Source organism: Streptomyces typhae (assembly GCF_009755605.1).
Classification (GTDB): Bacteria; Actinomycetota; Actinomycetes; order Streptomycetales; family Streptomycetaceae; genus Streptomyces; species Streptomyces typhae.
This window is the reverse complement of sequence record NZ_WPNZ01000006.1, coordinates 386,618-405,814: the sequence shown is the minus strand read 5'-3', so window position 1 is coordinate 405,814 and position 19,197 is coordinate 386,618. Positions and strand designations below refer to the sequence as shown.

Genomic DNA, 19,197 nt, shown 5'->3' with positions numbered 1-19,197 from the left:
CCTGGGGCGGGGGTGTGTGACGGCGCCACCCTTCGCCGCCGTCACGAACACCAGCCGTCACCCGGATGAACACCGCATGACACACCGGCGGCGCCTCCCGCGAGGGGCGGGAGGCGCCGTCATCACCGAGGCTGTCCGCTGTGGCGGGGCCCAACGCCCCTCTCGTCTCCCGTGCGGCTGGACCCGCACAACTGCACCGCCGCGTTCCACGTTCCGGGATGACATGACCTCGCTCAATCGCTGACCAGGGGGAGTGCATGCGCCGGTGTTCCCGGCGCACGTGTCACCACTCCGGACGCGCCGGTGGCCGCTGAGTGTGTTTCAGCCGCGTACGTCGCACATGTCACTCACCCGCGGTGACGGCGGCCAGGGCGGTCGCCGGGTCGTGTGCGGCCGGGCCCGCCGGGACCCAGTGGCCGCGCTCCTTGCGGTAGGGCCACCACCGACCGTCGCGGCCGTGGCGCAGCTGGGCGTCGGCACCCACCACCGTCCAGCGGTTCCGGGCCGCGCGCAGGACGGGTCGCTCGTCCTCCTCCCAGGCCTGATCCAGCGCGGCACGCGCGCGTGCCAGCGACTCTGCCTCCAAGACCCACTCCTGTTCCAGGACGGCCAGGGCGGCACGCCCCCCGACCTCCCACGCGCGCACCGCACGGTTCAGCCCGCCACGGTCGCGCCCCGTATCGGATGCCAGCCGGTCGGCGACGACGGTCGGCGGCGCGCCCGCCGCCAGCCGGACCCCGTCCTCATCCGGCGTCAACGGAGGCTCGACGGGCTGCTGTGCATGGTTCGGGGCCAGCGCCTCGGCCAACAGCCGGTGGGCTTCGGCTGCCGCGCGGTCCGCCAGGAACTCGAGCGCCGCCGCGTCCACGCCCGGGGGCGGGGCCGTCTCCGTGTCCAGGGAGGGCGGCAGACCGGGCTGTGCGGGCAGCGCGGGGAGTTCGGGCAGCGGCGGCAGCACGAAGCCGCCCGCGTACGCCTCAGAGGCCGCCACGCCCTCCTGAGGAGCTTCTCGCGCTTCCGTCCACGCGGTGTCCGGCGCGGACCGGTGCGCGACGCTGCGCACCTGCAACTCGTCGAGAAGCCGACGTTCTCCCCGGCCACGCATCAGGAACAGCACGAACGGGTCCTGGTCGAGCAGGCGAGCCACCTGGTAGCACAGGGCTGCCGTGTGCCCGCAGTGGTCCCATGCCTCGCAGTCGCACTCGGGCTCCAGGTCGCCGATGCCGGGCAGCAGTTCGACTCCGGCGGTCGCCGCGTCCTCCACGAGATGCGGTGGCATGTCCCGGTCGAGCAGTGCGGCGACGTGTCCGGCCCGCTCCACGGCCATGCCGAGGAAGCGATCCCACCCCTCGTCGTTCAACTCCTGCAGCAGCACGTCCGAGCGGCGCTGGGTGCCGTCCTTGTCCTGCACGATGGCGGTGATGCGCCCCGGCCGCACCGAGACGGCGCCCACCGCCCCCGCCCGCGCGAGCCGACGGCCGTTCTTGAGCTGCCCGAGATCCAGTGCTGTGTCTTCCAGGGCCTTCATCCATGCCTGTCCCCACCAGGTCTGGGCGAACCCCCTCCCGTGCGGGGTGGGCAGCGCCTCGAAGGTCCGTTCGTCGTCGTACGCCATCACGCCGTCGCTCCCGTCGCCACCACTGCTGTTGCCGTCTCTGCTGTCCGTATGCGCCCGTCGGCCCGCCCCGCCGTACGGGACACCTTCCAGGTCGTCCGCGCCGAGAGTGCCCGCGCGCCGTACGCTCCGCTCATCGCGAGGTTCCCCCTCGCAGCTCGACCAGGTCGGACAGTTCGGCGTCGGTCAGCTCGGTGAGGCCTGCCTCGCCGGAGCCGAGGACGGCATCGGCGAGTTCGCGCTTGCGCAGCAGCATCTCTGCGATGCGGTCCTCGATGGTGCCTTCCGCGATCAGCCGGTGCACCTGGACGGGCCGCGTCTGCCCGATGCGGTACGCCCGGTCGGTGGCCTGGGCCTCGACGGCGGGGTTCCACCACCGGTCGTAGTGCACGACGTGCTCGGCCCGTGTGAGGTTGAGGCCGGTGCCGGCTGCCTTCAACGACAGCAGGAAGACGGGGACTTCGCCTTCCTGGAAACGTCGGACCATGTCCTCCCGCGCGGCCACCGGGGTTCCCCCGTGGAGGAACTGCGAGGCGATGCCTCGCGACGCGAGATGCTGCTCGATGAGCCGTGCCATCTGTACGTACTGCGTGAAGACCAGGACGCTCGCCTCCTCGGAGAGGATCGTGTCGAGCAACTCGTCCAGGAGTTCCAGTTTCCCGGACCGGCCGGTGATGCGCGGCTTGTCCTCCTTGAGGTACTGGGCGGGGTGGTTGCAGATCTGCTTCAGGCCGGTCAGCAGCTTGACGATCAGTCCGCGGCGGGTGAAGCCGTCGGCTCCGGAGATCTCGGCCAGCGTCTCGCGGACCACTGCTTCGTAGAGGCCCGTCTGCTCGGTGCTCAGGGCGACGGCGCGGTCGGTCTCCGTCTTGGGCGGGAGCTCCGGAGCGATGCCCGGGTCGGACTTGCGACGGCGCAGCAGGAAGGGCCGCACCAGCTGCGAGAGGCGTTCGGCGGCCGCCGGGTCGGCGCCGCCCTCGACGGCCTGGGCGTAGCGGGTGCGGAAGGCGCCGAGCTTGCCGAGCAGTCCCGGAGTGGTCCAGTCGAGGATCGCCCACAGCTCGGAGAGGTTGTTCTCCACGGGGGTGCCGGTGAGTGCCACGCGCGCGCGGGCGCCGATGGTGCGCAGTTGTTTGGCCGTGGCCGAGTACGGGTTCTTCACGTGCTGGGCCTCGTCGGCCACGACCATGCCCCAGCCGATCGCGTCGAGCCGCTCCGCGTCGAGCCGCATCGTGCCGTACGTGGTCAGCACGAACTCGCCGTCAGCCACGTCGTCCAGCGCCCTCCCGGCGCCATGGAAGCGGCGCACGGAGGTGCCGGGCGCGAACTTCTCGATCTCGCGCTGCCAGTTGCCCATCAGGGAGGTCGGGCACACCACGAGCGTGGGTCCCGCGGTCTCTTCGTGGCTCTGCCGGTGCAGATGCAGCGAGATCAGGGTGATGGTCTTGCCGAGCCCCATGTCGTCGGCCAGGCACCCGCCGAGTCCCAAGGACGTCATGCGGGCCAGCCAGTTGAGCCCCCTCAGCTGGTAATCGCGCAGCTCGGCGGCGAGTGCTGGCGGTTGCCCCACGGGCTCCATGCCCTCCGGGTCCGCCAAGCGCTCACGCAGGGTTGCGAGCCACCCCGTGGGCTCGACGTCGACGCGGCGGCCGTCCACCTCCGTGGTGCCGGTCAGAGCCGCGCCCAGCGCGTCGATCGGGGTGACCTTGCGGTCGTGCTGTGCTCGGGCGCGGCGTGCCTCGCCGGGGTCGACGAGGACCCACTGGTCCCGCAGCCGTACCACCGGGCGGTTGGCCTCCGCGAGGCGGTCGAGCTCCTCGCGGCTCAGCTCCTGGTCGCCCAGAGCGAAACGCCAGTTGAAGGCGAGGAGCGCGTCGGCCGAGAGGTACGAGGGCGTGTCGGAGCCGAAGGTGTCCCGGGCCCTGTCGGTGGCGCCCCCGCCCGCCTCGGAATCGTCGGGGCCGATAACCGCGCGGGCGGTGAGACTGCGCGCGAGTTCCCGGGGCCAGTGCACGTCCACGCCGGCGACGGCGAGTATGCGCGCCCCTTCGCCGAGCAGTTCGGTGACCTCTTCGTCGGCGAGTTCGATCGCGTCCGGCACCGCCGCCGAGAGCAGCGGGCCGAGCGGCGTCCACGCGCGCGTGGCGCGCCGCAGCGCCAACAGGGCGGCCATGCGGGCAGCCGGGCCGAACGTTTCCGCTGCGGCGCCCGCGCCGGTCCACACCTCGGCGGCGTCCGCGACGAGTGACGGGTCGCTGACGCTGTGGACCTGGACGACGGCGCGGAACGGCAGTGCGTTCTCCTCCGAGTTGTCCGACCGCAGTCCGGGCACCTCGACGCGCAGCGAGATCCGCACTCCCGCGTCGTGCCCGGCGGCGACGTCGGAGGCCCAGGCGCGCTGTGCGGGGAGGTGCTGGGGCTCCGGCGCGGCGTACGCCGGGTGTCCGGCGGCCGACACGGCGGCAGGGGAGCGCGGCAGCGTGTCGGCGACCGCGTCGAGGAAGTGGCGCAGCAGCTGCTCTGGAGCGGGCAGCCGAGGCGGCGTGGTGGCATCCAGGTGGACGGCGTGGGCGGCCGGCGGCATCGCGGCCGCGAGGTCGCGGAGCCGCTCCTGGTCGTCGGTGTTCAGCGGGCCCGCACGCCAGGCGTCGTGGTCGCTCTCGGAGAGCCCCGGCAACAGCAGTCCGCGGGCCGCCAGTTGGAGGGCGAGGACGGCCGCGGTGCCCCAGAAGACGGCTGTGGGATGGGCGCCGGTCATGGTTCGCGCGCGTGTGAGCACCGGCAGCGCGGCTCCGACGGGGAGCAGCGACGCGGGCACGGTCGCCACCTCGATGTTCGCTCCGCCGGGTGTGGCGACAGTGAGTTCGCCGACGGTGCCTGCCTGCGTGTCGGGCGGGGTGTCGCCGTCGGGATGCCAGAACGCGACGTGACCCGTGCGCGCGGGATCGCCGGGCACGAAGACGACGCAGTATCGAGAGAGATCGGAGATCTCGGAGAGGGTGACAGCGGGCAGTCTGTGCACAGAGATGACGCATTCCTCAAACTTGACTAATGGAGTCGAGCGGCTGAGAGTACCTCATCAATAGCAAGAATGTGGCGTCAGTCGGCGCGTGATCCCCGTCACTTCCCCTACGGGTGTATTCAGCACCCCTATGACCGGGCGCTGGCACCCGGGGAAACGCGGGGGGTGGCGTCATGGTCGCCGAAGGTGGTCGATCCGTACGTTTCCTGAGGTCAGAGAACCCTCGAGGCCAGAGAACCCTCATGGAGACCGGAGACCCTGTCATGCCCCAGGCTGCCACAGCCGTCGCGGTACGCCCCACCGACGTCAGCGCACGGCATTCCTCCGGAAGCGACTTCGCCCCGCTTCTGCGCGCCGTCCGCGCGCGAGGGCTCCTGGAGCAGCGCACCGGCTGGTACGTGCGCAGCATCGCCGCCAACGCCGCCGCCCTCGCTGCCGTCGGCGCGGGACTCTTCGCCATCGGGCACTCCTGGTGGGTCCTGCTCCTCGCGCCGGTGCTCTCCGTGTTCTGTGCCCGCACCGCCTTCATCGGGCACGACGCCGGGCACTCCCAGATCACGAGCAACCGCACTGTCGCCCGCCTCATAGGCCTCTTCCACGGCAACCTGCTCCTGGGAATGAGCGTCGGCTGGTGGAACGACAAGCACAACCGCCACCACGCCAACCCCAACCACACCGGCAAGGATCCCGACGTCGCAGCCGACGTCCTGGTGTTCACGGCACGGCAGGCCAGGTTCCGCCTCGGCTTCCGGCGCTGGCTCACCCGCAATCAGGCATGGCTCTTCTTCCCGCTGACGCTGCTGCAGGGCATCGCCATGAAGGTCTACGGTTTCCGCGACCTGCGCCGCCAGAGCCGCCGCGAGCGAGCCGTCGAGGGGCCGCTGCTGGTGATCCACCTCTTGGGGTACGTGACGCTGCTGCTCACGGCGATGCCCCTCGGGCACGCCCTCGCCTTCGCCGCCCTGCACCAGGCACTCTTCGGGCTGCACCTGGGGATGGCCTTCGCCCCCAACCACAAGGGCATGGAGATGCCCGACCCGCACGGCGAGCGCTGGGGCCACCTGAAGCGACAGGTCCTCACCTCGCGGAACATCCGCGGCGGCGCTCTCACCGACTGGTTCCTCGGAGGTCTGAACTACCAGATCGAACACCATCTGTTCCCGAGCATGCCCCGCCCGCATCTGCGCCTTGCCCAGCCCATGGTCCGCGCGCACTGTCATGCTGTGGGCATGTCCTACGCACAGACCGGGCTCGTCGACTCCTACCGGCAAGTGCTGCGTCACATGTACGAGGTCGGCGAACCGCTCAGGGTCGAGTAGGGGGCGCACATCAGGGATCGGTCAGGGTCGCGCTCCGGAACCGGACGCGGTCCCGACCCGTTTTTCATAGCAGAGCGGCACAGCAGAGAGCGGCGGCGCAGCCGCGAAGGAGGCGACGGACATGTCGAAGAAGGCGAAGATCGCCGCGGGGGGCGTTGCGGCAGGGATCATCCTGCTGATCTGGCTGCCCTGGTGGGCAGCATTCCTGATCGTGCTCGGTGTCCCGGCGGCGGCCTACCTGACGCTCGACACCGAGCAGCGACGCAGGCTGCGCCGCGTCACACGCAAGGAGCTCGGCCGCTGAGCGGCTCGGACGACCGTCACGGCAGACCCCGAGAGCGTCAGGCCAGGCGGCGGAAACACCGGGCTTGTGACCACTTCGCCCCGTATCGCGGGCGGAACCGCTCCAGCACTGGCATCGACAGGTGGATCGTCCAGGCAGACAGCCGCGCATTTGACTGTCTGAATGCGGCTGGACGCTGTGAACCGCAGCGGGACGACACGGATCCGGTCTCAGACGGGGCGAACCGCCATCTTGTCGAGCGCGTCGAGCAGTTCGGGGAGTTCCGCTCCACGCCCGACGGGCAGCACTTCACCGGGCTCCTCGTCCATCAACACGAACGCGATGTCGTCGGTCCTGGCGACCATGGACCAGCCGGGGCCGTCGGCACGCAGCGTGCGTGCCTCACCGGAGGCGAAGGACGACCGCACCCGCCCGAGCGGCGGAGGCGTCTCCACGTAGGTGCGCGCCTCCGCGAGGACGCGCCGTACACCCGTCAGCGACTCGGACCGCGGACTCGCCGCACCGCCCGGCTCGGGGCCCTCCGCGTCATCCTCCGCGACGGTGAAGTCCGCGTCGTCGATCTGCTCACGCCACACGGCCCACTGGAGGGCTATCTCGTCGGCTCCGAGGCGACGCTGGGCGGGGCCCCACGTGTCCGTCGGGGGTGGAGCGAGGGGGAGCAGGTCCGGCTGGTCGGGGTCCGGTTCAGGATCGTGAGGGGCGGGCACTCCGGGGGCGGCCACCGCCACCGCGAGCGGCCAGCCGGGCAGCCCGGTGACCACGGTACGTTCGCCGGGCGACAGGTCGTACTCCATGCCGCAGTCCCAGGCGGCGATGGCGACGGCGACGAGCGACACGTCGTCCGTGACGACGGTCCAGCGCGCGCCGGCACCGTCCTGACCCAGGACCAAGCCGTACCCGGCGGCAAGAGGAGGCAGCCCCAGGGCCGCGCACGCCTCCGGGTAGTCGTCGCCCAGCACGCTGGGGAACTTCGCGGGCGTGAGCAGTACCGCCGTCAGCACGTACAGCGCGTCGTCGTCGGTGGCGGCAGCGTCGTCCGTCCCGGCCATGTCGGCCTCCCCATCACTGGCCACTTCATCCTCCGTCGGCGCACCCTAACCACTGGCCATCGGTGCCGTCGAGGGTGGATGACCGGGAAAATCCGCTCGTGCGTTGCTGGAGGCGCCACCTAGGGTGGCTGACATGCCCAGGGCCAGTTCACACTTCGTCTGCCTGCCGTGCCGTGCGTCCTTCAAGAAACCGGCGGACTACGCGCGCGTGCGCCGCGACGTCTGCCCGCAGTGCGGAGATCAGCTCCTCAACGCCGGCTCCGCCCTGGCGGTGCCCAAGCGCCGGGACACCGCCGCATGGCGTGCCCTCACGGTGCTCCTGAACGCCGGAGTGCGCTTCCGGCAGGACTGCTGCGGCTGGGGCCCCGGTTACCGCCCCCGGACGCCGCGTGAGGTACGTGAACGCCTCGCTCTCGCCGACGCCATGGGAATCCCGGCCGGTGCGGCACTCGTATGCCCCGACCCCACCCACACCGACGTCAGGCGGACGGCAGGCCGAGGAGTGTACGCGCCACGACGCGCGGCGACTCGTCGCGCTCCCGGGCCAGGGCGATGACGGCACGGCAGGCGAGCTCGTTGACTCCGAAGGACAGCGCCTCCGGCGACACCCAGCTCGCGGCCTCGTCGAGCCGGTCCTGATCGTCCTCGGCAGCCGCCGCCACGTAGACGGCGGCTGCCTCGAAGAGGTTGTGCGGGCGCGCCTTGTCACCGCTCGCCACCTCGGTCGAGGGAGCCGAAGGCTTGCGCCCGTGCCGGAGTCTGCGCAGTTTGTCGAACATGTGGACCACCTTACTCGCATGGATCTCGCCCATGAGCGGCTCAACTGTCGGTTTCCACCGTAGAGTTGGAGATCGGTGACGGAAGGGTGGTCCAGTGCAGAGGCGTTACGCGCGGCTGCGGCAGATCCGGAGCCTCGACCCGGAGAAGGACTTCCTGGCCATCTACCGGCTTTCCGCCGTGTACGAGTTCCCCTGGGACTTCACCCGGGCCCTCGAACTCGCCCTCTACCGCACGTACGCCGTGCCGAGCATCGGCCGACTCCTGTCACAGACGGCGGAGCTGACGGAACGTACACAGAAGCGGTACGACGACACGGCCCTGCTGCTGGACGCGATCGTCGAGCACGGCTTCGACAGCGACACCGGGCGCGCGGCCGTACGACGCATCAACCACATGCATCGCAGCTACGACATCAGCAACGACGACATGCGGTACGTGCTGTGCACGTTCGTGGTGACACCCAAGCGCTGGATCGACGCCTACGGGTGGCGCAGGTTCTCACGTCACGAGGCCGAGGCGTCGGCCGTGTACTACCGCACCCTGGGGCGGCATTTGGGCATCAGGGACATCCCCGGTTGCTACGAAGAGTTCGCCGAGTGCCTCGACTCCTACGAAGACGCTCACTTCGGATGGGACGAGGGCGCGCGCGCCGTTTCCGACGCGACCATCGACCTTATGGCCTCCTGGTACCCGCGCCCCCTGGCGCCGACCCTGCGCGCGGTCACCGTGGCCCTGCTCGACCCCGCACTCCTGAAAGCCTTCCGCTACGAAGAACCCCATCCCCTCTCCAAGGCCCTGGTCCGGCGCGCGGTGTGGCTGCGCGGCCGCGCCGTACGTCTGCTGCCGCCGCGCACCGCCCCGCACTACGCACGCCAGAACCCTGAGATCAAGGGCTATCCGGACGGCTACCGCGTGGACGAACTCGGCACGCACCCGGTCCCCGGTGTGCGTGGCTGCCCGGTGCGCCACATGGATCTGCCTGCGGCGCGACGACAGGACTGACGGGGGCGGCGGCCCGGTGGTCGAAACCGGCCCGGGGCGGCTGGTCTGGCCTGGTCTGGTCTGAGCTGGTTCAGTTCGGCCGGAACCCGTCTTAGTCGGTCTGACTGAGTCGTCCGGAGCGTTCGGCGTCAGCCCAGGGCCGCCAGTGTCCTGCGCAGCCAGGTGAGTTCGGCGCGGCTCGTGGCGCGGGCGATGGTCAGGATGCCCTGCCGAAAAGGATCCTTGAGCTCCTCGGCGCGCAACGGGCGGTCGCCTTCGTAGAAGAAGCTCGCCGGTTCCTGGAGGAAGTCGAGACGGCGCCGCAGCACAGCGGACTGGGCTGCCGGATCGTCCAGATGGCGCAGGAAGGCGAGCACGGTGAACCACCGGTTCTCGTCGGTGATGTCTGTCCGTGCGGGATCCGCCAGGCGACGGCGCAGTTCGCGTCTGCCTGTGGCGGTGAGGCTCAGCACGTGGCGCGGCGCGGCAACGGCACCGGGCTGGGTCTCACGGACGAGCAGGCCGGCCCTCTCCAGACGTTTGATGGCCGGATAGAGGGTGCTCTCCGCGACCGGGCGGACGTGACCGGTGAGAGCCGTGATGCGCTTGCGCAGCTCGTAGCCGTGCAGCGAGTGGTCGTACAGGAAGCCGAGGATGGCGAGCTCCAGCATGCCTGCATTCTGCCCCATCCCCGGTGTACATCGCCTCCGTAGTACTTCGTAGACGATGTATAGTCTCCGAGCCTGAACGCGGAAGCGCGTGAGTGCGGGAACGACGACTAGGAGACGGGCATGTCCATACGGGAAGCGCGCTTCGACAAGAAGGGGAGCTTGATCCGTTGGACCGAGAGCGCGGGCCACAGCCCCGCGCGGGTGTACGTTCACGGTCTGGGCGCGGCGTCGGCGCCCTATCACGCGCACATCGCCGCCAGGCCCGAACTGGCCGGGCGCAAGTCACTGTTCCTGGATCTGCCGGGCCACGGCCTGAGCGACCGGCCCGCCGACTTCGGCTATGCCCTCGAGGACCACGCGGATGCCGTGGCGGCCGCCCTGGACGCCGCCGCCGTACAGCAGGCAGACCTCGTCGCCCACAGCATGGGTGGCTCCGTCGCCATCGTCCTCGCCGACCGGCGCCCCGACCTGGTGGCACGCTTGGTCCTCACGGAGGCCAACCTGGACGCGCACCCGCCCGGGACGGCGGGCAGCAGCCGTATCGCTGCCTACGAAGAAGAGCATTTCGTAGGGGAGGGGCACGCGCGCGTGCTGGAGCAGGCGGGGCCACTGTGGGCCGCGACCATGCGGCTGGCCGACCCGGTGGCTCTCCACCGAAGTGCGACCGGGCTCGTCCGAGGCACCGACCCCACCCTGCGCGCGACCTTGATGCGGCTCCCGATGGACCGCGTCTATCTCCAGGGCGGGCTCAGTGGCGACCTGGCGGGACATGACGCATTGGTGGCGTCCGGGGTGCGGGTCGTCGTCGTACCCGAAGCGGGGCACAACGTCATGCTGGACAACCCGGCAGCCTTCGCCGAGGCGGTCGCCGGGAAGAGCTGACCGGAGGGTGCCGTGGGCTCGCGGCCGACCGTGACCGTCCGTCGCACCCCGGTCGTCAGTACTCCCGCACGGCGAGGGCGAGGAACCGGGCGTCCTCGTCCACGTACGACGTGAGACGCCAGCCCGAACCGGAGAGCAGTGGCCGGAGGTTGTTCTCCGCGCGCAGATCGTCCGGTGTGATCTGCCGCCCCTGCCGGGCGGCGAGCGCCGCCCGGCCGATGGGGTGGAACAGCGCGAGTTGCCCACCGGCGCGCACCACTCGCCTCAGTTCCCGGAGATTCACGGCCGGGTCGGGCAGATGCGCGATCAATCCCGCGGCGAACACGGCGTCCAGGGACCCCGTGCGCAGCGGCAGCCGGGCCACGTCGGCCAGCAGCAGCCGACCGTGCGCGGTCCTGCCTGCCCGCACCGCGGCCTCGAGCATCGCGGGGGTGAGATCGGCCGCCAGCACGGTGCCCCTCGGCCCCACGGCGTCCCGCAGCGCCGACAGCGCCCGCCCGGTGCCGCACCCTGCGTCGAGGACGCGATCACCCGGGCCCAGGCCGAGCTCGGCCACCGCCGCGCGATACGCCGGGCCGTCGTCGGAGAAGCGGCTGTCCCAGTCGGCGGCGCGCGCCGTGAAGAACTCCTGGACGCGCGTGTGGTCGTCGGTCATGCGCCTCATGATTCCGCATGCGCCGGGCAACGCCGTGATGCGCGTCCAGGGGAGGTCCGATCGTCCGAGGACAACGGAGGACGCATCTCGGCAACATTCGAAATTTCCGTACCAGCTTTCGCAATGCGCCTCCGTCGTGCGCCCCGCGCGGGACTAGCGTCCCTGGGCCATGGGACACCTGGACCACGCCGCCTTCGGTTGGCTCACCCTCGTGCTGTCGTACGCGCCGCAAGCGGCTTCTCACCGCTGCCTCTGCGTTCGGCATCGGCATTGGCATCCGGACGATGCTCCTCAGAGTGCGTGGTCGCAGTGACCGCCGCGTCCCACGAGCCTGGGGGCACCGTGACGGCGTTGAAAATCCTGGTCGCCGGGGGATGCGGCGTCGGCAAGACCACCCTGGTCGGTGCTGTCAGTGACATCCGGCCGTTGCGTACCGAGGAACACCTCAGTGAGGCTGGTCAGTCGACCGAACACCTCAGTGAGGTGGGGCAGCCGACCGAACACCTCAGTGAGGAGGGCCAGCCGATCGAACACCTCAGTGGGCAGGGTCAGCCGATCGACGGCGCCGGGCGAACCGAGAGAACCGAAGGAGCCGACAGGAAGGTGACCACGACGGTGGCCTTGGACTTCGGGCGCATCGCCATCAGGTCCCGTCTGTCGCTGTATCTCTTCGGAATGCCCGGCCAGGACCGGTTCTGGTTCCTGTGGGACGAACTGTCAAAGGGAGCCCTCGGCGCAGTCGTCCTTGCGGACCCCCGACGCCTTGAGGCCTGCTTCCCTGCCGTGGACTACTTCGAGCACCGCCGCATCCCGTTCGTCGTGGCCGTCAACTGCTTCTCGCTGGGGTGCACGGACGGCCACGACGTGTCCCGGTCGCTCGACCTCGGCCTGGTGACACCAGTGGTGCTGTGCGACGCACGCGACCGCGACTCGGGAAAGGAAGTGCTCATACGCCTCGTCGAGTACGCCGGGCGGATGCACACCGCCCGGCTGCTCGACTCGCTATGACGGCGTGACCGGCCCCGCGGAACGAGGTGCGGTCGAGAGGCGGCGCCCCGTCGACCGGGGCGGATCCTCAGTCCGCGACGGCGTCGTACGCGAGCACCTTGGAGATCCGGACGCGGACGAGCAGTTCGCCGGGCACGCCGTTGCGCGCGCCGAACTCCTCGGCCCGGTCCTCACCCATGTAGCGAGCACCGATGCGGGCGGCCCAATGCCGTACCTGCTCGAGGTCCTCGACCAGCTCGGCGTTCCCCTGCACGACGACGAAGGCGAACGGGGGCCGGTCGTCGTCCACGCACAGGGCCACGCGCCCGTCGCGCGCCAGATTGCGCCCCTTGACTGTGTCCTTTCCGGTGTTGAAGACCAGGTCGTCGCCGTCCAGGAGGAACCAGATCGGTGCCACGTGCGGGCTTCCGTCCGCTCGGACGGTCGACAGCTTGCCGGTGCGGGTTCCGTCAGAGAGGAAGCCTCGCCATTGTTCGTCGGTCATCTTCTGTGCCATGTCCCCATCATGCTTGCCGGGAGGCTGGAGGTGGGGAAGGCTGGCAGGTCGGATCCTCCAGCCAGGGGGAGCGACATACGGGGAGAAGGGACCATGGCGGAGAATACGGGGCTCGGCTGGCTGCTCGACGATCTGACGAGGCGTGTGGAGCACGTGCGGCACGCGCTGGTGCTGTCCAACGACGGCCTGGTGACGGCGGCGAGCGCGGAACTCCAGCGTGAGGACGCCGAACACCTGGCCGCGGTGTCGTCCGGCCTGCACAGCCTGGCCAAGGGATCGGGCCGGCACTTCCACGCGGGCAACGTCCGGCAGACCATGATCGAGTTCGACGACGCCGTCCTGTTCGTGACCGCGGCGGGCGAAGGCAGCTGTCTGTGCGTGCTCAGTTCGGCGCAGGCCGACATCGGACAGGTCGCATACGAGATGACGCTGCTGGTGAACCGCGTCGGCGAACACCTGGGCGTGGGCGCACGCCACCCGGAGCGGACCCAGGTCGTGGACCTCTGACCCACCGCTCTGGCCTGCTGGCCGTTTATCCGCTCCGACCTGCTGAAACGCGGCAAGATTCAGAGTTATCCACAGGCCCAGCGGGATGAGGGCCGGGCGGGCTACGGTTTTTCCACGAGCAATGACCACGCACGGGGGAGAACCGACATGACCGGCGAGATCAGGACCATCGCGCCCGCATCCGCATCCACATCCGCATCCGCATCCGTGGCGCCCGCATCCGCATCCATGACGCCTGCATCCACATTCATCGCGTCGGCACCCACGTCCGCAGCGGCATTCGTGACCCCGCCCGTGGCCGCCCGTGTCCCCCGGGCGGTTGCCGCCCCCGCGCCGGCGCCAACGACGCCGGACCCTTTGAACCGCCCTCCCACCTCATCGGGCAGTTGGCCGCCCTCCGTCGCCCGCAGTCGGGCAGCACGCGAACTGGGACTGAAGCGAGGCGAGTTCGACCTCGCCGTGATGCTGGGCCGGGTACGCACCGTGGCGGACCCCGAGGGCGGCAGGCGCCGGGTGCGGCTCGACGAGATCGACCGTGTGCGGGACACACCGGGCTACCCGGAGTCCTTGCGCAAGCACATCAAGACGGTGGGAACCGCAGCGGGCGCGGCGCTCATGGAAATCACTCCCGCACGCTTCTCACGCCTGGCCCGCGCCGGCGTTCTGACGCCCGTCAAGTGGTACGTCAATCGTTATCGGGCGGTCGTCTGGCTCTATCTCGCGGAGGAACTGGAACAGTTCGCGGCCTCGGCGGCGAACGCCGCACTGCTCACCGGCCGCGCGCCGCATACGGTGCGCGACCGGCTGGAGGACGGGGGCGACCTGCGGGCACGGAACTGGCGGGGCCGACACGCGGGGTTCCTGCTGCGGCAGTCGGAGGACCCGTGGGAACGCGCCGCCGCCAGCGCGTCCCTGCTCGACCCGGTGCAGCTTGCCGAGGTGGTGAGGGATCCCTACGAACGCGCCTATCTGAACCGGCTCGGCCCTGAGCCATTCACGCAGACAGCTGCGGAATCCCCCACGGGGCGCCTCGTCGAACGGATCACGACAGCCGACGATCCCGACGAGATCAGCTGGGTGCGGGCGAACCTGATCCTCACGCTGGAGGAGGCCCGCAGGCTGCGACCCGCACCCCGGCCAGGCAGGCCGCCCATCCTGGCCTCACCTCGTCGTCCACGCTTGGTGCCCGACGCGTCCCCGGCGCCCGACCCGCGCTCGATGCTCGCCCCGCACCTGGCCCCCGTCCATGAGCCGATGCCCGCCCCACCACCATGGCCCGCCCTGCCGCCGTGGTTTGCCACACCCGCTGACGGCGCCATCTCGACACAACGCACGCAGGACGACGTGGAGCCCCTGGGGCAGGTACGAGGCACGGATCCGGGCGAACCACGCGGGTTGCGGAAGTGGTTCCGCCGCTGGCGGAACTGAACCCGGCCGGAGGAACTCGACGCGGCACGCGGGCCTGCACGTGGCGGGGCACCACCACCGCCCCACCGCCGTCTACGGCGACCGCGACGGGCGACCGCGCCCGCGCTGAGACCGCGCCGCGCCCGCACAGGCTCGTCGCCTACACCGTCTCGTCGAGGTCCTTCGCATAGTGCTTGATGGCGGGGCTGTAGGCGGTGATGCCAGGGTCCTGGCTCGTCGTGGCGAGCAGGTGCAGCAAGATGCCCATCGCCTCGTGGGGTTGGCCCGTGTTGTAGAGCGCCATGGCCAGGAACGTCTTCAAGGCGCCGTCGTCCGGATATTCGGCGGACGCGTCGCGCAGGGAAGCGACGGCCTCTTCGTACCGGCCAAGGACGCGGTACGTGCTGCCGAGACCGAGGAGCGCGCCGCGACGGTCGTCGTCCGACAGACCGGGCTGCTGGATCGCGCGCAGGTAGTACGGCAGAGCCTCGGCTTCGAGGCCAAGGGTGTCATGTACCCACGCGGTCTGGTAGGCGACCTCGGCGTCGTCCGGGAAGCGTTCGCTGAGCGGTACGAGAAGGCCTCGTGCTTCCTCGCGGTCGCCGTTCTCACGCAGGCGTACGGCCTCCGCGAGTATCCGGCCGCACTCGTCCTCGGCGACCGTGACCGCATCCGCTGCCGCGGGCAAGTCCCTCTGTCCGCCCGAGTCCCTGTCCGAGTCCTTGCCCGAGCCCGAGCCCGTCGTGTCGCTGTCCTGCATGTGGCGCTCCCATCACCTCCGACCTCCCCGGATCGAGGAAGCCGCTCCCATACGTCCTGGGCACCGCGCCGGTCCCGGCTGGTGCACCCGTCCCGACCCCCGAGGCAGCCATGTCCTGTCGACCGAACCTTCCATTCAGCCCGCCCACACCGTCCGCCCCCTTCACTCCGTCGACTGCGGAAAGTCGCCCTCCGCTCGTGAGGCCGGCCGTGCGCTCGGAGCGGGAGTCTCCTAGGTGCGAGGAGTATGCGGGCGGAAGAGCCCCTCCTGGACGACCGAGACGAGGAGCTGTCCCTCGACGTCGTAGATGCGCCCTCGCGCGAGACCGCGGCCGCCCGTGGCGATCGGGGACTCCTGGTCGTACAGGAACCACTCGTCGGCGCGGAAGGGCCGGTGGAACCACATGGCGTGGTCCAGAGAGGCCATGTCGTAACCGCGAGGGCCCCACAGCGGCTCGACCGGGATGCGGACGGCGTCGAGGAGAGTCATGTCGCTGGCGTAGGTGAGCGCGCAGGTGTGCACCAGCGGATCGTCGCCGAGCGGGCCGACGGCGCGCATCCACACCGCGCTGCGCGGCTCGGCGTTCTCGACCTCCTCGGCTGTCCACCGCAGCCGGTCCACGTAGCGGATGTCGAACGGCTGCCGCCTGGCCATCCGCTCCCACTGCTCGGGGAGAGCGCCCAGGTGGTCCTTGATCTCCTCGGCGACCGTCGGCAGCGACTCCGGGTCGGGCGCGTCGATGCGCGGCGGCAGCTGGTGTTCGAAAGCGCCCTCTTCGGGCTGATGGAAGGAAGCGGTGAGGTTGAAGATGGTGCGACCCTGCTGGACCGCCGTGACACGGCGCGTGGTGAAGGAACGACCGTCGCGCACCCGCTCCACCTGGTACACGATGGGCACACCCGGCCGGCCGGGCCGCAAGAAATACGCGTGCAGCGAGTGGACCGGCCGGTCACCCTCCGTGGTGCGCCCGGCCGCGACCAGTGCCTGCCCGGCGACCTGCCCGCCGAAGACACGCTGGAGGGACTCCTGCGGGCTGCGGCCGCGGAAGATGTTGACCTCGATCTGTTCCAGGTCCAGCAGGTCGACCAAGCGGTCGGCGGGATTGTTCATGGCGGTCCTTCGACTCCTGTCCAGGGGATCGGCAAGCTCAGAGCTGGCCGACGTCCGTGACCCGGACGACGGCGCGGCCTTCTTCGTCCGAGGCCGCGAGGTCGACCTCGGCGCTGATGCCCCAGTCATGGTCGCCGTTCGGGTCGGCGAAAGTCTGCCGGACGCGCCACAGACCGTGCTCCGCGTCCTCCTCGATCCGCAGCAGCTTGGGGCCGCGCGCGTCGGGGCCGGTGCCCAGGTCCTCGTACTCGTCCCAGTACTTGTCCATGGCGGTACCCCAGGCGTCCGCGTCCCACCCGGACTCGGCGTCCAGCTCGCCGAGTTCCTCGACGTGGTCCAGGGCGGCGAGTTCGACGCGGCGGAAGAGCGCGTTGCGGACCAGGACGCGGAAGGCGCGGGCGTTTGCCGTGACCGGCTTGACCTGATCGGCCTTCTCCTGCGCTTCCTCGGCCGTCATGACCTCGGGGTTGGCAAGCTGCTCCCACTCGTCCAGAAGGCTGGAGTCGACCTGGCGGACCATCTCACCGAGCCAGGCGATGAGGTCCACGAGATCCTCGGACTTCAGGTCGTCCGGGATGGTGTGCTCCAGCGCCTTGTACGCGCTCGCGAGGTAGCGCAGGACGATGCCCTCGGTGCGGGCCAGCTCGTAGAACGACGTGAACTCCGTAAAGGACAGCGCTCGTTCGTACATGTCCCGGATCACGGACTTCGGGGACAGCGGGTGGTCGCCGACCCACGGGTGGCTGGTGCGGTAGGTGTTGTAGGCGTGGAAGAGGACCTCTTCCAGGGGCTTCGGGTACGTGATGTCCTGAAGTCGCTCCATCCGGTCCTCGTACTCGACGCCGTCGGCCTTCATCAGCGCCACGGCCTCGCCGCGCGCCTTGTTCTGTTGGGCTGCGAGGATCTGGCGCGGGTCGTCGAGGGTGGACTCGACGACGGAGACCATGTCGAGGGCGTACGAGGGCGACTCGGGGTCGAGCAGTTCGAACGCGGCGAGGGCGAAGGTCGACAGTGGCTGGTTGAGAGCGAAGTCCTGCTGGAGGTCGACGGTCAGGCGCACGATGCGGCCGGTGGCGTCCGGCTCGTCGAGCTTCTCGACGACGCCCCCGTCGAGCAGCGAGCGGTAGATCGCGATGGCGCGACGGATGTGGCGCAGTTGCTGCTTGCGCGGCTCGTGGTTGTCCTCAAGGAGGCGGCGCATCGCCTCGAAGGCGTTGCCGGGCCGGGCGATCACCGAGAGCAGCATCGTGTGCGTGACGCGGAAACGCGACGTGAGCGGCTCGGGATCGGAGGCGATGAGCTTCTCGAAGGTGGTCTCGGTCCAGCCCACGAAGCCTTCGGGAGCCTTCTTGCGCACCACCTTGCGGCGCTTCTTCGCGTCGTCGCCGGCCTTGGCCAGCGCCTTCTCGTTCTCGATGACGTGTTCGGGCGCCTGGGCGACGACGAAGCCAGCCGTGTCGAAGCCCGCGCGACCGGCGCGGCCGGCGATCTGGTGGAACTCACGCGCGCGCAGGGTGCGCACACGGTTGCCGTCGTATTTGGTGAGCGCCGTGAACAGCACCGTGCGGATGGGCACGTTCACGCCGACACCGAGGGTGTCCGTGCCGCAGATGACCTTCAGGAGGCCGGCCTGGGCGAGCTTCTCCACGAGACGGCGGTACTTGGGCAGCATGCCTGCGTGGTGCACGCCGATTCCGTGCCGGACGTAGCGCGAGAGGTTGCGGCCGAACTTGGTGGTGAAGCGGAAGTTTCCGATCAGCTCGGCGATCTGGTCCTTCTCGGCGCGCGTGCACATGTTGATACTCATGAGCGACTGCGCCCGCTCGACGGCCTGCGCCTGCGTGAAGTGCACGATGTAGACCGGCGCCTGCTTGGTCTCGAGCAGCTCGGTCAGGGTCTCGGTGATGGGGGTGAGGCGGTATTCGTACGAAAGAGGGACCGGGCGGGTCGCGGAGCGGACCACGGACGTGGGACGGCCGGTGCGGCGGGTGAGGTCCTTCTCGAACATCGAGACGTCGCCGAGCGTGGCCGACATCAGGATGAACTGTGCCTGCGGCAGCTCGAGCAGCGGGATCTGCCAGGCCCAGCCGCGGTCCGGTTCCGCGTAGAAGTGGAACTCGTCCATCACGACCTGGCCGATGTCGGCGTCCTTGCCGTCGCGCAGCGCGATGGAGGCGAGGACCTCGGCGGTGCAGCAGATCACGGGCGCGTCGGCGTTCACGGAGGCGTCGCCGGTGAGCATGCCGACGTTCTCGGTTCCGAAGAGCTTGCACAGATCGAAGAACTTCTCCGACACCAGTGCCTTGATGGGCGCGGTGTAGAAGGTGACCTTGTCGGCGGCCAGCGCGGAGAAGTGCGCTCCGGCGGCCACCAGGCTCTTGCCCGACCCGGTGGGTGTCGACAAGATCACATTTGCGCCGGAGACCACCTCGATCAGCGCCTCCTCCTGGGCCGGGTAGAGAGTGATGCCCTGCCCTTCGGCCCACGACGAGAAGGCTTCGAAGAGGGCATCGGGGTCGGCATCCTGCGGCAGCTGATCGATAAGGGTCACACCCCCATCTTGCCTCCCTTCCGACCCGATCAGGGAACCGGACGGCAGCACGAAGATCACGAACGATACGCTGGTCCGCC

The 19,197-nt window shown here is 70.1% G+C and carries 19 protein-coding genes; 7 read left to right on the top strand and 12 right to left on the bottom strand.

Features of this window, described 5'->3' with window-relative positions:
* Positions 1 to 343: 343 nt before the first annotated feature.
* Genes GPA10_RS13920 through GPA10_RS13910 form a run of 3 tightly spaced genes read right to left on the bottom strand, consistent with a single transcriptional unit; the run spans position 344 to position 4,637 of the window.
* A complete protein-coding gene (locus GPA10_RS13920) occupies positions 344 to 1,615 on the bottom strand; it encodes an SWIM zinc finger family protein (protein ID WP_157165762.1) in 1,272 nt (423 codons plus the stop codon).
* Complete coding sequence (locus GPA10_RS13915) at positions 1,615 to 1,752, bottom strand: hypothetical protein (protein ID WP_157165761.1); 138 nt, start codon at positions 1,750 to 1,752, stop codon at positions 1,615 to 1,617. The genes GPA10_RS13920 and GPA10_RS13915 overlap by 1 nt, the downstream gene beginning before the upstream one ends.
* Positions 1,749 to 4,637 (bottom strand): DEAD/DEAH box helicase, encoded by a 2,889-nt coding sequence (locus GPA10_RS13910; RefSeq protein WP_343040796.1) that lies wholly within the window; start codon positions 4,635 to 4,637, stop codon positions 1,749 to 1,751. The genes GPA10_RS13915 and GPA10_RS13910 overlap by 4 nt, the downstream gene beginning before the upstream one ends.
* Before the next feature lie 263 nt (positions 4,638 to 4,900).
* On the opposite strand from GPA10_RS13910, the gene GPA10_RS13905 reads away from it, so the two are divergent.
* Together GPA10_RS13905 and GPA10_RS13900 are read left to right on the top strand one after the other, a co-directional pair.
* Positions 4,901 to 5,956 (top strand): acyl-CoA desaturase, encoded by a 1,056-nt coding sequence (locus tag GPA10_RS13905; RefSeq protein ID WP_157165760.1) that lies wholly within the window; start codon positions 4,901 to 4,903, stop codon positions 5,954 to 5,956.
* A gap of 121 nt (positions 5,957 to 6,077) precedes the next feature.
* Positions 6,078 to 6,260, top strand: a complete 183-nt coding sequence (locus GPA10_RS13900) for a hypothetical protein (RefSeq protein ID WP_058850551.1) — start codon at positions 6,078 to 6,080, stop codon at positions 6,258 to 6,260.
* A 209-nt stretch (positions 6,261 to 6,469) separates the two neighbouring features.
* Here the strand turns inward: GPA10_RS13900 and GPA10_RS13895 are convergent, their stop codons facing one another.
* The gene (locus GPA10_RS13895; protein WP_157165841.1) at positions 6,470 to 7,309 is read right to left on the bottom strand and encodes a hypothetical protein; all 840 of its coding nucleotides are present in this window, start codon (positions 7,307 to 7,309) and stop codon (positions 6,470 to 6,472) included.
* A 479-nt stretch (positions 7,310 to 7,788) separates the two neighbouring features.
* Positions 7,789 to 8,088: a hypothetical protein gene (locus GPA10_RS13890; protein ID WP_058850553.1), complete on the bottom strand. Its 300-nt coding sequence runs from the start codon at positions 8,086 to 8,088 to the stop codon at positions 7,789 to 7,791.
* A gap of 94 nt (positions 8,089 to 8,182) precedes the next feature.
* Here GPA10_RS13890 and GPA10_RS13885 point away from each other — a divergent pair, with 94 nt between their 5' ends.
* Positions 8,183 to 9,091, top strand: coding sequence for an oxygenase MpaB family protein (locus GPA10_RS13885; RefSeq protein ID WP_343040795.1), 909 nt, complete (start codon positions 8,183 to 8,185; stop codon positions 9,089 to 9,091).
* Positions 9,092 to 9,219: 128 nt separating this feature from the next.
* On the opposite strand, the gene GPA10_RS13880 is transcribed toward GPA10_RS13885, so the two are convergent.
* A complete protein-coding gene (locus GPA10_RS13880; RefSeq protein ID WP_157165759.1) occupies positions 9,220 to 9,741 on the bottom strand; it encodes a PadR family transcriptional regulator in 522 nt (173 codons plus the stop codon).
* Positions 9,742 to 9,867: 126 nt separating this feature from the next.
* Here GPA10_RS13880 and GPA10_RS13875 point away from each other — a divergent pair, with 126 nt between their 5' ends.
* Positions 9,868 to 10,623, top strand: a complete 756-nt coding sequence (locus tag GPA10_RS13875; protein ID WP_343040806.1) for an alpha/beta fold hydrolase — start codon at positions 9,868 to 9,870, stop codon at positions 10,621 to 10,623.
* A gap of 55 nt (positions 10,624 to 10,678) precedes the next feature.
* On the opposite strand, the gene GPA10_RS13870 is transcribed toward GPA10_RS13875, so the two are convergent.
* Complete coding sequence (locus GPA10_RS13870) at positions 10,679 to 11,278, bottom strand: class I SAM-dependent methyltransferase (protein ID WP_157165757.1); 600 nt, start codon at positions 11,276 to 11,278, stop codon at positions 10,679 to 10,681.
* 309 nt (positions 11,279 to 11,587) lie between these two features.
* Here GPA10_RS13870 and GPA10_RS13865 point away from each other — a divergent pair, with 309 nt between their 5' ends.
* Positions 11,588 to 12,286, top strand: a complete 699-nt coding sequence (locus tag GPA10_RS13865) for a GTP-binding protein (RefSeq protein WP_343040794.1) — start codon at positions 11,588 to 11,590, stop codon at positions 12,284 to 12,286.
* A 67-nt stretch (positions 12,287 to 12,353) separates the two neighbouring features.
* Here the strand turns inward: GPA10_RS13865 and GPA10_RS13860 are convergent, their stop codons facing one another.
* A complete protein-coding gene (locus tag GPA10_RS13860; RefSeq protein WP_058850558.1) occupies positions 12,354 to 12,782 on the bottom strand; it encodes a PPOX class F420-dependent oxidoreductase in 429 nt (142 codons plus the stop codon).
* Between the two features lie 93 nt (positions 12,783 to 12,875).
* Between GPA10_RS13860 and GPA10_RS13855 the strand changes: the two genes are divergently transcribed.
* Positions 12,876 to 13,289: a roadblock/LC7 domain-containing protein gene (locus tag GPA10_RS13855; RefSeq protein WP_058850559.1), complete on the top strand. Its 414-nt coding sequence runs from the start codon at positions 12,876 to 12,878 to the stop codon at positions 13,287 to 13,289.
* A gap of 101 nt (positions 13,290 to 13,390) precedes the next feature.
* On the opposite strand, the gene GPA10_RS13850 is transcribed toward GPA10_RS13855, so the two are convergent.
* Positions 13,391 to 13,555: a hypothetical protein gene (locus tag GPA10_RS13850; RefSeq protein WP_157165755.1), complete on the bottom strand. Its 165-nt coding sequence runs from the start codon at positions 13,553 to 13,555 to the stop codon at positions 13,391 to 13,393.
* Positions 13,556 to 13,646: 91 nt separating this feature from the next.
* Between GPA10_RS13850 and GPA10_RS13845 the strand changes: the two genes are divergently transcribed.
* Positions 13,647 to 14,717 carry a DUF6397 family protein gene (locus tag GPA10_RS13845; RefSeq protein WP_246259067.1) on the top strand — a complete coding sequence of 357 codons (1,071 nt, stop codon included), beginning with the start codon at positions 13,647 to 13,649 and terminating at the stop codon, positions 14,715 to 14,717.
* Positions 14,718 to 14,856: 139 nt separating this feature from the next.
* Here GPA10_RS13845 and GPA10_RS13840 read toward each other — a convergent pair whose 3' ends face one another.
* The 3 genes from GPA10_RS13840 to GPA10_RS13830 form a co-directional block, all read right to left on the bottom strand.
* Positions 14,857 to 15,456: a tetratricopeptide repeat protein gene (locus GPA10_RS13840; protein WP_157165754.1), complete on the bottom strand. Its 600-nt coding sequence runs from the start codon at positions 15,454 to 15,456 to the stop codon at positions 14,857 to 14,859.
* A 231-nt stretch (positions 15,457 to 15,687) separates the two neighbouring features.
* Positions 15,688 to 16,566, bottom strand: a complete 879-nt coding sequence (locus GPA10_RS13835; RefSeq protein WP_157165753.1) for an acyl-CoA thioesterase — start codon at positions 16,564 to 16,566, stop codon at positions 15,688 to 15,690.
* Between the two features lie 37 nt (positions 16,567 to 16,603).
* Positions 16,604 to 19,147, bottom strand: a complete 2,544-nt coding sequence (locus tag GPA10_RS13830; RefSeq protein ID WP_425505739.1) for a DEAD/DEAH box helicase — start codon at positions 19,145 to 19,147, stop codon at positions 16,604 to 16,606.
* Positions 19,148 to 19,197 lie beyond the last annotated feature (50 nt).